The sequence below is a fragment of the Pseudomonas sp. PDM13 genome (assembly GCF_025685765.1).
GTDB classification, from domain to species: Bacteria; Pseudomonadota; Gammaproteobacteria; order Pseudomonadales; family Pseudomonadaceae; genus Metapseudomonas; species Metapseudomonas solani.
In genome coordinates this window covers 138,353-153,536 of the sequence record NZ_JAOTQU010000016.1, presented here as the reverse complement: position 1 = coordinate 153,536, position 15,184 = coordinate 138,353, and the positions used below count along the sequence as shown (strand labels likewise).

12 protein-coding genes are annotated in these 15,184 nt (G+C 59.8%); 5 read left to right on the top strand and 7 right to left on the bottom strand.

What is annotated here, in order from left to right:
• Positions 1 to 837: an ABC transporter permease gene (locus OEJ36_RS17670; protein WP_317891589.1), complete on the bottom strand. Its 837-nt coding sequence runs from the start codon at positions 835 to 837 to the stop codon at positions 1 to 3.
• 187 nt (positions 838 to 1,024) lie between these two features.
• Complete coding sequence (locus OEJ36_RS17665; protein ID WP_263402616.1) at positions 1,025 to 1,942, bottom strand: LysR family transcriptional regulator; 918 nt, start codon at positions 1,940 to 1,942, stop codon at positions 1,025 to 1,027.
• A 107-nt stretch (positions 1,943 to 2,049) separates the two neighbouring features.
• Between OEJ36_RS17665 and OEJ36_RS17660 the strand changes: the two genes are divergently transcribed.
• From OEJ36_RS17660 to OEJ36_RS17650, 3 genes are all read left to right on the top strand, one after another.
• A complete protein-coding gene (locus tag OEJ36_RS17660) occupies positions 2,050 to 2,658 on the top strand; it encodes a cysteine dioxygenase (protein ID WP_173175415.1) in 609 nt (202 codons plus the stop codon).
• Complete coding sequence (locus OEJ36_RS17655; protein WP_263402615.1) at positions 2,655 to 4,238, top strand: rhodanese-related sulfurtransferase; 1,584 nt, start codon at positions 2,655 to 2,657, stop codon at positions 4,236 to 4,238. The genes OEJ36_RS17660 and OEJ36_RS17655 overlap by 4 nt, the downstream gene beginning before the upstream one ends.
• A gap of 144 nt (positions 4,239 to 4,382) precedes the next feature.
• Complete coding sequence (locus OEJ36_RS17650) at positions 4,383 to 5,438, top strand: DUF4238 domain-containing protein (protein WP_263402614.1); 1,056 nt, start codon at positions 4,383 to 4,385, stop codon at positions 5,436 to 5,438.
• Between the two features lie 81 nt (positions 5,439 to 5,519).
• On the opposite strand, the gene OEJ36_RS17645 is transcribed toward OEJ36_RS17650, so the two are convergent.
• From OEJ36_RS17645 to OEJ36_RS17635, 3 genes are all read right to left on the bottom strand, one after another.
• A complete protein-coding gene (locus tag OEJ36_RS17645) occupies positions 5,520 to 6,281 on the bottom strand; it encodes a hypothetical protein (protein ID WP_263402613.1) in 762 nt (253 codons plus the stop codon).
• 226 nt (positions 6,282 to 6,507) lie between these two features.
• Positions 6,508 to 7,383 (bottom strand): hypothetical protein, encoded by an 876-nt coding sequence (locus OEJ36_RS17640; protein ID WP_263402612.1) that lies wholly within the window; start codon positions 7,381 to 7,383, stop codon positions 6,508 to 6,510.
• A gap of 263 nt (positions 7,384 to 7,646) precedes the next feature.
• Entirely contained in the window at positions 7,647 to 10,544 is a 2,898-nt protein-coding gene (locus tag OEJ36_RS17635) for a DEAD/DEAH box helicase (RefSeq protein ID WP_263402611.1), read from the bottom strand.
• 691 nt (positions 10,545 to 11,235) lie between these two features.
• On the opposite strand from OEJ36_RS17635, the gene OEJ36_RS17630 reads away from it, so the two are divergent.
• Together OEJ36_RS17630 and OEJ36_RS17625 are read left to right on the top strand one after the other, a co-directional pair.
• Positions 11,236 to 11,733, top strand: a complete 498-nt coding sequence (locus OEJ36_RS17630; protein WP_263402610.1) for a Bro-N domain-containing protein — start codon at positions 11,236 to 11,238, stop codon at positions 11,731 to 11,733.
• A 213-nt stretch (positions 11,734 to 11,946) separates the two neighbouring features.
• The gene (locus OEJ36_RS17625; RefSeq protein WP_263402609.1) at positions 11,947 to 12,885 is read left to right on the top strand and encodes an NAD-dependent epimerase/dehydratase family protein; all 939 of its coding nucleotides are present in this window, start codon (positions 11,947 to 11,949) and stop codon (positions 12,883 to 12,885) included.
• 113 nt (positions 12,886 to 12,998) lie between these two features.
• Here the strand turns inward: OEJ36_RS17625 and OEJ36_RS17620 are convergent, their stop codons facing one another.
• Together OEJ36_RS17620 and OEJ36_RS17615 are read right to left on the bottom strand one after the other, a co-directional pair.
• Positions 12,999 to 13,886, bottom strand: coding sequence for a fumarylacetoacetate hydrolase (locus OEJ36_RS17620; protein WP_263402608.1), 888 nt, complete (start codon positions 13,884 to 13,886; stop codon positions 12,999 to 13,001).
• Positions 13,887 to 13,891: 5 nt separating this feature from the next.
• Positions 13,892 to 15,154, bottom strand: coding sequence for an MFS transporter (locus tag OEJ36_RS17615; protein ID WP_263402607.1), 1,263 nt, complete (start codon positions 15,152 to 15,154; stop codon positions 13,892 to 13,894).
• Between the last annotated feature and the right edge of the window lie 30 nt (positions 15,155 to 15,184).

The window sequence follows — 15,184 nt, the reverse complement described above, 5'->3', positions numbered from 1 at the left end:
TCAGTTCCTTATGAAGGTGGGGCGCCAGGCCAGGGCCAGGCGTTCGAGCAGGCGCACCAGGGCGTCGATGGACAGGCCCAGCACGCTGTAGACGATGAGGCAGATGACGATCACGTCGGTGCGCATGAAGTCGCGGGCGTCGTTGACCAGGTAGCCGAGGCCGGCGCTGGCGTTGATCTGCTCCACCACCACCAGGCCCAGCCAACTGATGCCGAAGGCGTAGCGCAGGCCGACGAAGAAGGAAGGCAAGGCGCCGGGGAGGATGACGTGGGCCACCAGCTCCAGGCGGCTGAGCCCGAACATGCGCCCGGCCTCCACCAGCTTGGGGTCGACGCCACGGATGCCGGAGAACAGCGTGAGGTAGACCGGGAAGGTGGTGCCGAGGGCGATCAGGGCGATCTTTGGGGTCTCGCCGACACCGAACCAGAGGATGAACAGCGGCACGATGGCCAGGAACGGCAGCGTGCGCAGCATCTGCACGGGGGAGTCGATGATGAGTTCGCCGCGCCGCGACAGGCCGGCCAGCAGGGCCAGCACGGTGCCGAGGGATACGCCTATGGCCAGCCCGCTGAGGGCACGCTTGAGGGACACCCAGAGGTGCCCGGCCAGCTCGCCGCTGGCGATCATCTGCCAGAGGGTGTCGCCGATGGCGCTGGGTGCGGCGATGATGCGCGCCGGCAGCAACCCCGTGCGGGAGGCCAGCTCCCAGAGCAAGAGCAGCACCAGCGGGCTGACCAGGCGCAGGCCGAGGTTGCTCCAGCCCTTCCAGCGCAGGGGCGCCAGCAGGGCCGTCAGTGCGGTGCCTGGGGGCACCAGGGCGTTGCTTCGCCGGGACATTCCTTCTCCTCGCTCAGGGCCTTTCCAATGGTCGGGGGCCGCAGGCGGGAGATTGGATCGAGCCCGCTGCAGCCTGGCTTGACCCACATGCTATCCATCTAAAAAACCGCAGTGAAATTCGATCTGGTTCTAATCTAATATACAAATTGCGCATCTAACATTTGCAGTTATATGCAAGATGCTTTGGTTATGATGCGCCCGCCCCCTCCTCCACCTGATGTGCCACGCGCTGGGCCACGGTCTCGCCGAACAGCCCCACCGGCGCCTGCAGGTTGCCGAGGAAGCGCGGGTGGATCAGCCACAGGTCGATCACCGGCTTGAAGTCGCTCACCGGCACCACTTCCAGGCGCTCGCGGTGGCGGCTGTTCTCCAGCAGCGGGCGCGGCACCAGGCCGAAGCCCAGGCCATTGGCGATCAGGCCCAGTTGCAGCTCGGTGCCGAAGGTCTCCAGGTTGATGCGCAGCGACAGCCCCTCGTCGCTCAGGGCGCGTTGCAGGCCGGCGCGGAAGCCACAGCCATCCGGGTTCAACACCCAGCCGCGCTGGTAGCAATCGGCGAGCTTGCAGGAGCGCTTGCGCACCTCGCCCTTGGCCGCGACCACCACCAGGTCCATGCGCGCCAGGGAGCGCCCGACTATGCCCTCGGGGAACACCTTGCCCGCCGGGAACAGCGCCGCCACGGCGTCCAGCTCGCCGTTCTCCATCTTGCCAAGCAGGTGGCTGCCCCAGCCGGTGGAGACCTGGGTCTGCAGGTCCGGGTACAGGGCCTTGAGCTGACTGAGGGCATCCAGCAGCACCACGTCGCCGATGGTCTGCGGCACCCCCAGGCGCAGCGCGCCGCTGGGGGAGGAATCGCTCAGCACCAGTTCCCGCAGGGCGTCCATTTCGCGCAGCACCGAGCGGCACTGCTCGTACACGCGCATGCCCATGGGCGTGGGCTTCAGCGGCTTGGTGTTGCGGTCCAGCAGGCTGACGCCCAGGGCTTCCTCGAAGTTCTGCACGCGCCGGGTGATGGCCGGCTGGGTGAGCTGCAGGGACTCCGCCGCCTGGCTGATCGACTGGCTGCGGATGACGGCCACGAATGCATCGATATCATCTATCTTCATTCTTTATTCGCATAATAAATGGCTGGAAGAATACGCAAGAAGAATAATATCTTTTGCCCCGGCACGGTAGCGGTTACCGCTGCGCACTCACGGACATCGAGGGAACCATGTCTCAAACGCCCAACCTCGGACGGCTACGCGGCTTCATCGTCGACCTCGCCGACCTCCTCGCCCAGGCACCGGACGAGCCACGGATACTCGACCAGGGCGCCGCGCTGCTGCGCGACCTGGTGAGCACCGACGACTGGCTGCCGGACGCCTACGCCCAGCCCAGCCCGGAGCGCTACCAGCAGTACCTGCTGCACGCCGACTCGCGCCAGGCCTTCTCCATCGTCAGCTTCGTGTGGGGGCCCGGCCAATCGACCCCGGTGCACGACCACCGCACCTGGGGGCTGATCGGCATGCTGCGCGGCGCCGAACTCAGTCAGGGCTTTGCCCGCAACGCCGATGGCAGCCTGCGGCCCCAAGGCGCGGCGGAATCCCTGCAGCCGGGCGATGTGGTCGCCGTGTCGCCCCGGGTGGGCGATATCCACCAGGTGCGCAACGCCTTCGAGAACCGCACCTCCATCAGCATCCACGTGTACGGCGCCAACATCGGCGCGGTGCGCCGCGCCGTCTATGCCGAGGGCGGCGTCGAGAAGCCCTTCATCTCCGGTTATTCCAACCTCCACCTGCCCAATATATGGGACCTGTCGAAAGAGAGCCTGGCACCATGAGCCGTATCCCCAGCCGCAGTTTCGCCGCCATCCGATCCGCCCTCCTGGCCGCCGAGGAAGTCGCCCTCATCGACCTGCGCGAGGAAGCCCCCTTCGCCGAGGAGCACCCGCTGTTCGCGGCCAATATCCCGCTGTCCAAGCTCGAACTGGAAGTGCTCGACCGCGTGCCCCGCCGCGACACCGCCGTGACCCTCTACGACGACGGCGAAGGCCTGGCCCAGCGTGCCGCCGAGCGCCTGCTGCAACTGGGCTACAGCGACGTGGCCCTGCTGGAAGGCGGCCTCGCCGGCTGGCGTGAGGCCGGCGGCGAGCTGTTCCGCGACGTCAACGTACCCAGCAAGGCCTTCGGTGAGCTGGTGGAAAGCCAGCGCCACACGCCCTCCCTCGCCGCCGAAGAGGTGAAGGCGCTGCTGGATGCCAAGGCCGACGTGGTGGTGCTCGACGCCCGCCGCTTCGACGAATACCAGACCATGAACATCCCCGGCTCCATCAGCGTGCCCGGCGCCGAACTGGTGCTGCGCGTGCGCGAACTGGCGCCGGACCCGGCCACCCGGGTGATCGTCAACTGCGCCGGGCGCACCCGCAGCATCATCGGCACCCAATCCCTGGTGAACGCCGGCATCCCCAACCCGGTGGCCGCCCTGCGCAACGGCACCATCGGCTGGACCCTCGCCGGGCAGACCCTGGAGCACGGCCAGCAGCGCCGCTTCGCCGAGGTCGGCCAGCCCACCCGAGAGCAGGCCGCACAGGATGCCCGCGCCGTGGCCGACAAGGCCGGCGTGCGCCGCGCCAATCTCGCGCAACTGCACGACTGGCGCGCCGAGGCCGGCCGCACCACCTACCTGTTCGACGTGCGCACCGAAGAGGAATACCGCGCCGGCCACCTGCCCGGCGCACGCTGGGTCGCCGGCGGCCAGCTGGTGCAGGAGACCGACCACTACGCCAGCGTGCGCGGCGCCCGCATCGTGCTGGCCGACGACGACGGCACCCGCGCCAACATGACCGGCTCCTGGCTGGCGCAACTGGGTTGGGAGGTGCATGTGCTGGATGGGCTCGCCGCGTCGGACTTCAGCGAAAGCGGCGCCTGGCGCCCCGCCCTGCCCGCCCTGCCCCAGGTCGAAGCCATCGCCCCGCAGACCCTGGCCACCTGGCTGGGGCAAGGCGACACGACGGTGCTCGACTTCACCACCAGCGCCAACCACGTCAAACGCCACATCCCCGGCGCCCGCTGGGTGCTGCGCGCCCAACTGCGCGAAGCCCTCACTGCTGCACCCAAGGCCGAGCGCTACGTGCTCACCTGCGGCAGCGGCCTGCTGGCCCGCTTCGCCGTGGACGAAGTGGCCGCCCTCACCGGCAAACCCGCCTTCCTGCTCGACGGCGGCAACACCGCCTGGGCCGACGCCGGCCTGCCGGTGGAAGCCGGCGAAAACGGCCTGCTGTCACCGCGCATCGACCGCTACCGCCGCCCCTACGAAGGCACCGACAACCCGCGCGAGGCCATGCAGGCGTACCTTGATTGGGAGTTTGGGTTGGTGGAGCAGTTGGGGCGAGATGGGACGAGTGGGTTCTTTGTGGTTTGAGGCAGCACCGTTAAGCAAGTGCCCAGGTTGGGCACTTGCATTAGCTCTACTTGGGAGCTGCAAAGAAGTAGCACGCGGGTGATCAAGAGCAGCTAGCTGGTTTCCGTTTAATCTGTGCCTTCCTGAGGTGGACAGAATCTAGTCATGCAGCAACTCCGCAAAGACAACCATTACGTGCCCAAGCTGTACCTGAAACAGTGGGCACATGAAGGGCTTATCTCTACCTACCGCTTACTGGTCCAAAGCGAAAACGTCCCACTGTGGCGGGAGCAGTCCCTCAAAGGAATTGCGTTCCATCAGCACCTTTACACATACCTTGCAGGGCAAGAGGAGACAGACGAGTTTGAGCGCTGGCTCGACAGCGAATTTGAAAGCCCCGCAGCAGAAGCTATCCGTCGAGTCGTTCAAGAAGACCGCATGTCCCCTGAGCATTGGAGAAGGTTGGTGCGTTTTGCAGTTGCCTTGGATGTCCGTACTCCGGCTCGCCTCAGGCAGTTCATAAAACGTCAGAACGAGACACTACCGGCCTTGATGGATGCGGCAGTGCAGAGCTCTGTCCGAAAACTGGAGGCCGCAGTTAGCAGGAATGAGCCAATTCCAAACCACTCAGATGAAGGCGATGCCCTTTCGATTTTTAAGGTATCTATCGAGGAACTACCAGATGGAGGTGGTCAGGTAAGGGCAGAAACCATAGTTGGACGAAGGCTGTGGATCTGGCAAATGCGACACCTGCTGTCGAAGACCTTAGGCCGCTTACCGGCTCACAAATGGACGATTTTGCATGCACCGGACGGCATGTCATGGCCTACCTCTGACAACCCGCTAATACGGCTTAATTTTCGCGACTCGAGGAACTATGACTTCGGAGGTGGTTGGGGCGTAAAGAACGGGGACATCATGCTTCCCTTGAGCCCGAAGCACCTGTTGTACACCTGCATAGGCAACAAGGTCTGGCCGCGCGGAACTGTAGTTGATATCAGGACCGCTCAGCTGATGCGAAAGATCATCATCGAGCATGCCGATCGCTATGTGTTTGCGGATAAGCCGAGTGATATCCATTTGATTCGCCCCAGATTGGTTTGCCCTGAGACCTATAAAAATGAGCAAGCATCTTGGCTGCAATGGAATCAAGAGCAGTGCCAAGCGGAAAGAGAACTTCAGACCCAGTCAAGATTTGTGAGTAACAACCAACGACCATGACTTCACTCGTACTTAACTGATGATCTGATTCACTGTGGTAAATGCCTGATCTTTGGCTTGCCAAGTGTTCCGGCGGGCGCCTCAAGCCTCTTTCCCATGCGGACTGGGCAGATCGTTGCGTTCGAGCAGGTACTCCATCGAGTTGTTGATCGCCCACACCATCAGCGCATCCAGCGTCATATCGAGGGGTTGGCCGTTCAGCAGCGGTTCGAGCCGCTGCACGGTGCCGGGATAGTCTTCGGTGTGGAAGCGGAACCGCCCGTAGTTGCCATGGCGGTCCACTAGGAGATAGGTGCAGTAGTGGTCATCGTCCGACCAGCGCCCGAAGCAGAAGTAGTTGGCGCTCAAGTGCTCGATCTGCTCCTTCGACAGCTCCTCCTCGACGAAGTAATCGCCGAAGTTCCAGGCGATCGCCGGGCAGAACGCGTGCAGGCACTGGTAGGAGGTCGAGGTCGAACGCCCGTAGATCTCGAGAATGCGACGGTCGCCCCAGCGGCCGCGATCCGCAATGACGTCGTAGATGGCGAAGCGCTTCCTGAATAGCGCCTTCAACGCTTCCGGCATGGCGAACGCATACTGCGCCTCGGCGCTCAGCAGGTCCTCGTCGGATACGGCGCCCGGCCACTCGAACAGCGTGCCGTCCTGGAAGTACTCGTCGAAGTACAGCTCGTAGGTTTCCCCCTCCTCGTCGTAGAACGCATGCAGGCTCCGGCAGAACGACTCGAAACGGTTCAGGGCCTCAGGCAAGGTCTCGTCCGCACCACCACGGAGATGGTCGCCGTAGCTGTTTTCACCCGCGGGTTGGGGCTGGATGCCGAGGATGCCTTTGATTTTTTTGAACACGGTGAGGGCCTGATGAGAGTTAAGAAGGACGCGCAACCGGTGAGTACTGACCGGCCGGTTGCTGGTAGAGCGCGACACTAAACGAAAAGGGAGCGGCCCATCTGGGCGTGGTTATCGGATCGGCAAGTTCGGGTCGCGTGGCAATCTCAGCCGATGAACTAGCTGTCCGCCATCGGCCAGGTGCAAATGTCGGAAACGTCATCACTTGAAGCCTTGCTATCGGTGGCTATGAGTCTCGATGCTTTTCGAGCTCAAGGCGGATGCCCATCTGCTTATACAGATACGAGGGAAAGCCAATTTCAAAATTCCCGATCTGATTTTGGTTTCTGATTGCATCGTTCAGAAAGTCAAACATAGCTTCTGCGGTGTGTTTTCCCGCCTGAACTGCCGCCTGAAATGCAGCATTAGCGTCGTTTTCATGAAGCTGGCGCATGCCGATTACAGCAACCTGACCTTCATGAATCTCCTCCATACCAACTACGGCTTCAGAAGCCTGATCTGGCAGAATTTCATACTGGTAAACATGATATTTATTCGTTTCTGGGCAACGAACACCAAGGATGAATTCGGCTTGATAAGCTGAAAACATGCGTTTCATATTCTGGTGTTTCTTCGCTCGTTCAAGAACCGACTGCACAGAGTGTTTCATGACAGAGGCGATGAAATTAGCTGTCAGGAGGTGATTTTTCCCCAAATGCCTCTTCTGAAACATGTCTGTATCGTAGTCGCCATAGAGGAATTTCTTGGTCTCGCACGGCATAGCCAACTGGTACTTGCCATCCACATAGGTAGGCTTGAGATCGGATAGGTGATTACGAATCGAATTCATGATGTGCTGAGCCACCAAGGTACTTCCAGCAAAAGCGATAGCGCAGCTATCTTCATAGTCATACCCGAGGTAGCCATTGAACCACTCGCCCAAGAAATTGAGGCCGGCCACCCTGACTGGGGTCTCTATCACTTTTTTGAAACCGCTCACCAAGACATTGCCTTTCTGAGTGATGTTGCTATCGGATACGAAAAATACCCCATCGCAAAAAGTGCTTTTTGATGTGCCAAAACTGCTGTCCTGCATCGAATGCCCTGCGATCACTAGCGTCACTACGCCAATCTCCTTTTGTGTAGCCTAGGATTGTATCAATCCAGCTATTCGCAAAAACGCTTTTGACTCCGTACAAGCCCGATTCACATTGACTCGTAGACTGTTCGCTTCGAATGGAAGTTATCGCCCGTTACGATCAAGAACATGCCAGTACAGAATATTTTAGATGAGTTGCTATTTGGTCGGTAGCGGCCCGTCGCGAAGCGTTCGCTTCCGTCCATAAGCAGTCAGTCAAAAATGCCCACAAACCCATTTGAAATAAATTAGTTATATAAACGAAATGGCAGATCTTCCGCGACCGCCTGCCCAGGAGTGCAGAGCCATTGCCACACCTGTTGTTGTGTTAAGCTTCCCTCGCACAATCGCAATAGAGCTTCACCCAAATCTCCGCTCTCAACTACGCTTAACCGACCACAGGATACAATTTGTTGTGGCACACTAGGATCTACTCCGGGATGGCAAAGAGTTACGCAAAAACAATCTCTAAAGCCATGAATTTCGGAGGCGGCTAAAACCTCTACCGCCTTATTATAATCGACAAGCTTATCCCCCTCCTTTGATTTCAACTCGACCACAATCGAAGGTGAATCGAAGAATGTTACCAGATAGTCGGGCGCGCCAGTTTTTGTCTTGTCATCTAGCTTGTTAAACGCTACACCAAGCCGAATTAGCACCTGCTCGAACGCCACTTCAAACGCATCACCTTTTGCCTCATAATAATTCTCAATTAAAACCTTGCTATCGCATCTGCTAGCTCGCTTCAGATGCCTAGCAGACATTCGCTTTCGCTGATCAACTTTCCAATCCCGACAAGCGTCTCGTGCCCAGTTTGCTTTAGCTTGTGCATTAGGCTTGGATTTTACAAAAGCTAGTACTCTTGCTGAATTCGCCTCAGGACTGCCAAGCATGAGCAATTGCGGTGTTGTGACTCCATGCTGCTTCAGGAGCAACATTTCATGTCTATACAACTTTAAAGAACTACCCGCTGCAGACACCCCTGTCATCCAGAGGATGTCATCCGGCAATCCCTCTTGAACCCTGTATGCCAATCTTCGAATGTAGCGTGTCAGCTTAGATATAGCGTGCAGCAATGTATCGTCCACTCTTAATTGTGGCGGACGAAGAACTGTCGGCACGCGCTTATCGGAGGCAGACATGGCTATCCCAGCTAAGCCCTGTAGAACCCAGGATAGGTTTCTGTTCATTTCTTTAACAGCGCCAGCACTAAGGGATTTAACCTCGCGCTCAATTGCCCTTATTTCAACACCGCTAGTCCACCTATGGCACAACCATGCCGCATTAGTAGGCACTGGATCAATTTGCCAAATTGATTCCATTAGGTCATCTGCTAGGTGCTGCGCATCATAAATGGGATCTTTCAACTGATAAGGCAGGAACCGAGTAGGTTTAACTCCATTCCTAGGACGAAACTCAGGACTGGACAAGCATGCGGAAAAGATAAGCATCTCTAGCCTAGACTTGAGATCCGACGACTCAAGTTTCCCTAGGAGTTCTGCCAAATAAAGGGACTTCCTAGATAGGAAATTGATTAAAAACACCCCGGTTTCAGGTAGCAAACCACTGAACCCGACCGCTCGCCCTACTGGCGTAGGGCTCAGATCCCCACCAGATGTTTCAACGACGAAGCCAGCATCAATCAACCCAGCAAGAGCAGCACCAACTTTAGTAGGCCACATCTTAAATGCTGTTAAGTTATCATCTTCTTCCCTTAACGCACTGAACGTTGTGCAAACAAGCTCTTCAAGCTCGACTCTGTTGTTGCACAACCCTGAAGATATTAGTTGCAGTGAGAGCTGACCAAACCTAGCAGGCGCAATTCGTGCCTTGATTTCAGGAAGCTGCTCTATCGATAGATAATTTGTAGCCAATGCTCGTTGTGGCCCGGTGCCAAAATATATTACACGCCCTTCTGCATGTTCAAAACCCATACGCCCGACCCGCCCGGACATGTTGTGAAATTCTGCACCATCTATTGCGACATACTGCCTTTGCTGACCGTCCCAACGTTCCCAACTAGAAAATACCGCCGCCCCCAGAGGAAAATTCACACCTGATGCCAAGGTGCTTGTAGCAAATACCACATCCAGCTTATTTTCTGACAAGTAACGCTCCACTACTCCTCGCTCTTCGTCAGTCAAGTCTGCATTATGGCTAGCAACTCTTAAATCCAATATCTTCGCCAACATCGTGTTCGCTGAAGTTTCAGGCAAGGTATCAAACTCTAACGACAGCTGTCCCGTTTTACCATTGTGGTAAGAGGCCACAAAAGCTTCAGCAAGATCATAAGTGTCTTGCTTTTTCATGCAAAATACTATGATTGGAAGTGGTGGATTATCTTGCTTAAGCAGATATGTTAAAGCTGAAATCGTTTCAGCTTTAACTCCAGCAGGCAGTCGCTTGTCCGATTCCATTAGTTCAGGTTTCGCACTGCTTACTGAATAAATTTGATCGCCAATCCAGCATTCATAACGTAAATGCTTCTCGCGCTTTTGTTCGAAAATAAGCTGAACTCGCAGCCAATTCGCTAAATCCTGGGCGTCCTTGTTTTGTAAAACCGCTGACAACCCTATGAACTGTTTCCAACCCACGTTCCGTATAAGTGTTAAAAGGACTTCAACATTTTGCCCGCGGTTTTCGTCTCCCATTAGCTGAATTTCGTCACACACGACAATCGTATTTTGCATGCTTTTCGGCACCCCAGATGCCGACAGCAGCGCTAAATATTTTTCATATGTTGCAATTACCAACGATGCACTTAGAGGCGTCGCAGAATACTGTCCCATGGCATCTTCGACATAGTCCCCCGTGGCAATAACCATGGAAGCACTATCGCCCCCCAAATATCTGTCCAACAACAACTTCTTGAAGTCTTCAAATTTCTGCCTGGCCAGCGCGCGATGGGTCACCAAATAAACTGTTTTATTCCCAGCGAGCAGTCCTTCAGCAATAGCCCAGAGCCCAATTTGAGTCTTTCCCGTGGAGGTAGGGGAAACCACCAGCATGCTTTGTCCATGCGCCACGCCAGACTCCAACGCGAGGTACTGAACATCAGTGAGGGAAATCGCCCCCTCGCATCGGTAGACCAACCCATCGGCGACAGATGCGGACAGACCGTGTTCTACTGGAAAGGTGTCCCTCATTCCTAGCAACTCCTGTCATGCGTTAGGGTGTAAGCGCTCAGATCAGTCTGGGTGCCGGGTCCGAGTCCGAGTCCGAGTCCGACAGAAACATACGTAGCATTAAATGGCCATCCTGGCCATCCTGCTAAGCGTCAGAGTGGCAATCTGGCAAAAGCAAGGCGGGTAAAGTACGTAGCCATATAATCTGTAACCATATAATTTTTAATAAGATTACACATAGTTCGTGTAGTGGTATTCGCTTTTCCCTGCCCCCACTTTGAATCGCTCTTAGTCTCTCGGAAGCCGAATGACTGGTACTGACCGATAGCGGCCACTCACGAGCAGCGGCTTATAGAATCTATCTGCCTGGCAAGGCCTTCAGAATAGCGAACTGAAGCCCCTCGTCCTCTTGCCCTCATGCTCCCCTATCCCTATCCTCCCCCAGCCACGGTAAATCCCGTGGTCGGGTTTGACAGCCCGCATACGTTGGCGCGATTGCGCCGCAGGGTGCATGCGAAAAACGGCGAATGTTTTTTGCAGGCATCAGCACGCATGCAGTTTTCATAACTGCTCTGCTTTATGGCAGGTCGCGCGGGGAGGTCCTCGTGGCCTGCCGGTTCCAACGTACCGGTCTGTCAACCCCGCGTGCCCTGTCACCCTTCGATTGACAGCGAATGGCGACAGCTACCTGACCTTACGTTGGAGCTGCACCATGCATGACGCATCCACCCCCATCACCTTTCAACGCCACTGCCATCAACTGCGCGCGGTGATGATCGACAACCGCCCCTGGTTTGTTGCCATCGACTTCGCCGTGATGATCGCCGCCGCCCGCACCTATCGGCTGACCAAGCGCCTGTATCCCCACCAGCACCGTTTCGCGATGCTGCGCTTTGCCACTGGCCGTTGTGAGGAGCTGGAGCTGATCAGCGAAGCCGGGCTTTACCGCGCGCTGTATCGCTTTGGCCACCCCGAGCATTGCGCGTTGAGCCAGTGGATCAGCGATGAGGTGATTCCCGCGTTACACGATTACCACCGCGAGGCCGATGCCAGCCCACGGCGCATCCTGATGACCTGGGCTAACCAGCGCGTGGCGGCCCTGCGCTGGCAGGGGGAACTGTGGATTGCGCGGCGGGACCTGCCGCGTTTCATGGCGGCGCACGATGACCCGGCGCTGAGTGATGGGCCTAGCTGGAAGCGTTTTTTCTAGGGCCAGGAGGAACGCCGCATGGATGTGCGGCGTTTCCGGTCCCGACGGCGCCCGCTGGCCGGCCAACTACCATTCAGCATGTTTATCTCCGCCAATACGGCCGTGAATGGCGGTTAGGCACGGCTTGACCTTGAACCGGACTTGAACCTTAGGGTTCGACCCAGCGCTCCGTGCCTTCTGCTTCCGGGCGCGCTACGGACTTGAGGAGACCCCATGCAAACCATCCTGGGTGCCACCGGCCAGATCGCGGTGGAATTGGCGCGGGAGCTGAACCGCGCCTATACGACGGACCTGAGGCTGGTGAGCCGCAGCCCGCGCAAGGTCAATGACGCCGATACGCTGCTGCCGGCGGACCTGCTCGATGCTGGGCAGGCGGCCAGGGCGGTCGAGGGGAGCGACACCGTGTATTTCACGGCGGGCCTGCCGCCGGATACGCAGCTCTGGGAGACGCAGTTCCCAGTGATGCTGAAGAACGCCCTGGAGGCGACCCGTGCGGCCAAGGCTCGGTTCGTCTATTTCGACAACACCTATATGTACCCGCAGGACGCCCGCCCGCTGACCGAAGCAACGCCCTTCGCCCCGGTCGGGCGCAAAGGCTGGGTGCGCGCGAAGATGGCGTCGATGGTGCTGGAGGAGATGGCGCGGGGAGAGATCCCGGTGCTTGTCGGCCGAGCCCCTGAGTTCTATGGCCCGGACAAGACGCAGAGCATCACCAACACCCTGGTCATCGACAAACTCAAGGCGGGCCAGACGCCACGCGTACCGGTGCGAGATGACACCCGACGCACCCTGATCTGGACCCCGGACGCGAGCCGCGCGCTGGCCGCCCTGGGCAATGCGCCGGATGCCTTCGGGCAGACCTGGCACCTGCCCTGCGATGACGACCGACTGACCTATCGGCAGTTCGTGGCCCTGGCTTCCGAGCAGGTTGGTCGCGAGCCCTCCTATAAGGTGCTCGGCAAGTGGACCTTGTTGGCCGCCGGCCTGGTGTCCCGCCAGGTGCGCGAGCTGAGGGAGCTGCTGCCGCGCTATGAGCACGACAACCTCTTCGATTCCTCGAAGTTCAAGCAGCGCTTCCCCGAGTTCGAGGTGACGACCTACCGTCAGGGACTCGAGCAGGTGCTCACCGGAGAAGACAGTCGGCCAGCCTGAGGAGTCGAACGAACGCCCCTACGGCACGCGTTCATCCTGCCGGTTCTTCCACTTGAGCTCGAATAAGAAACGCCGCATGGGAATGCGGCGTTTTGTGTGGGATGCACCACGCCTCAGGCCGCTCTGCCCTGCCCCGCGCGGCGGCGCGATGAGAGCGGGAGCAGGTGGCGCAGTTCCTCTTCGACGATGCGGTTGTCGAGGCGCATGTCGAGCATCGGGCAGCTCAGTTCCAGGCAGTCGCCGTGCTGCAGGTGGGTGGCGACGATCTCGCTGTCGAGGCGGCTGAACAGGTAGTGGACCATGCCCGGCTGGAGGAATTGCGGGTGCTGTTCCAGCAGGGCTTCGCCGGCTTCCCGCGAGGCGCGCCAGGCTTGCGGGTCCAGGCGCAGGTGGGTTTCGCTGAAGCAGGCGCCATTGCGCTCGATGCGTTGCCGCAGGTGCAGGGGTTCGTCCAGTTCGCCCAGCAGCAGCTCCGAGGCCACCGCGCATTCCAGCAGGTGGGCGCGTGCGGACTGCCCCTGCAACGGGTCGTGCAGGTCGTGGCCGAGGGTGACGCCGACGTAGAGCAGCTGCCCCCGCGACCCCACCAGGTAGATGGAGACCAGGCAGGCCTCCGCCGCGATGGCCTGGACGTGGTACGGCACTTCCAGGTCGTCGCGGTCGATGCGCATGACGCGGCCGTTGCCCTTGTAAAACCAGCCCGCGTCATCCCGCACCCCCAGCGGCAAGCCGCTGACGTGGGTGAGCAGCGGGTTGTCGGGCATGGCGGGCGGGCGCAGGCGGGTTTCCTGGCGCAGGGCGGGCAGCGTCTGGGTCAGGCCCGGCAGGTGGCGCAGGTGCGCCAGGTGGTCCTGGTGGCGGCGCGCGCAGTCCTGCAGGGTCTGGTAGAGGCCGCTGCTTTCGCCGTGGACGCGCACCGTGTGCGCAGGGTCGTCGCCCAGCAGGCCGATGCGCGGCCCACCGCTGTGTTCGATGTCGAGGACTTTCAGGTAGTCGCCCATTTCAATTACTCCCTTATTAACAATGCGCGGTTGGCCGGTAGCTCTGTGCCGCGCGCTGTTTGCGCGCGACGCTCCTTGAGCCCGAATGCCAGACACAGGCCGCTGAGGCTGCCGGCCAGCGCCAGGTAGAGGATCGCCGGCAGGCCGTGGTGGGTGGCGAGGTAGCCGGCGAGGATCGGCGCCAGGCCGCCGCCGAGGATTTCCCCGAAGCCGATGACGATGCCGGTGGCCGCCGTGAGCAGGTGCGGCGCCACCGATTCACCGGTGAGCGGGCCGACGGTGAGGCAGATGAGGCTGAAGTTGAAGAAGGTGATGCAGAACAGCACCCCGAACAGCAACCAGGGCTGCGCTGGCGTGACGATCAAGGTGGCCACCAGGGCCGCGCTGGCGCAGAACGACAGGAGCACCATCGGCTTGCGCCCGAAGCGGTCGGACAGCCCGGGGATGACCAGTTGCCCGACGAAGCCGCCGAAGCCGATCGCCGAGATCACCAGCGCCATCGCTTCCAGCGAGAGGCCGAGGTGGTCGGTGAGGTAGCTGGGCAGCAGCGCGCAGAGCACGAACTGGCAGGTGAGAATGCAGAACATGATGCCGATGTTGCGCCGCACGTTGCCGCTGCCCAGGGCTGCCAGCCACAGGTGCCAGGGCCGCTCCGCCGTGGTGGCGGCCGGCGCCGGGACCGGGCGGTAGGTGCGCTGCAGCAGCCAGGCGAGGATGAACCCCGGGATGGCGACGCTGACGAACACCCAGCGCCAGGAACCGAGCCAGGCCAGCAGGCCGGCGGCGATCAGTGGGCCGAACCCGAGCGCGAGGATCGGGAACACCGCCTGCTGCACACCGAGGTTGAAGCCACTGCGCCGGGGGTGCGAGACCTGGGTGGTGACGCTGATGCTGGTGGGCGTGAACGCGCCTTCGGAGAAGCCCATGAGCCCGCGCAGGAGGATCAGCCCGAGCACGCCCCCGGCCAGGGCGGAGAAGCCCGAGAGCAGGGAGAACGCCAGCACCGAGACCACCAGCACGCGCTTGGCGCCGAGGCGTTCGACCAGGCAGCCCATGCCCAGGGCGGAGACGCCCCAGGTGAGGGCCAAGGCCGCGGAGATGTTGCCGAGGTCCTGATAGTCCAGCTGCAGGTCGCGCATGATCAGCGGGAACAACGGCAGGATGATGAAGCGATCCAGCCCCACCAGGCCGAAGCTGAGCGACAGCAGGATCACCATTCGTGTTTCGTAGCGGGCATCCCAGCCCGTATCGCTTGCCTGCTTGCGCATGGCCTGCCCTCCTCAACTAAGGAGAAAAAG